This window comes from Skermanella stibiiresistens SB22 (assembly GCF_000576635.1).
Lineage (GTDB): Bacteria > Pseudomonadota > Alphaproteobacteria > Azospirillales > Azospirillaceae > Skermanella > Skermanella stibiiresistens.
Window position 1 is genome coordinate 1 of record NZ_AVFL01000152.1, and the last position, 310, is coordinate 310.

1 protein-coding gene is annotated in these 310 nt (G+C 41.6%); it reads left to right on the forward strand.

Going from position 1 to position 310, the window contains the following annotated elements; all coding sequences use genetic code 11:
• Window positions 1-310 (forward strand): hypothetical protein (locus tag N825_RS38545; protein ID WP_211098455.1); only part of this gene is annotated, 310 nt, incomplete at both ends.

Here is a 310-nt window from a genome sequence, read left to right on the forward strand (position 1 = left end):
CAAAAAGCTCACAACGCTGGCAGCAACGGTACAACTTCTTGACGATCTTACAGTAGAAGACAAAGGTAAGGACACGGGGGTTCTTTCACTCACCCTGATGGGGGATGATCCTGTTCTAATCAAAAGAATTATTGAAAGTATCAGCAATAATTACTTGATCCAAAATGTTGAGCGAAAATCAGAAGAAGCGGCCAAAAGCCTTGCTTTTTTGAAGGAACAATTACCGCAGGTTCGCGATTCTTTAAATACGGCTGAAGACAAATTAAACAGTTTCCGCCAAGCGAACGATTCTGTTGATCTGTCTTTGGAA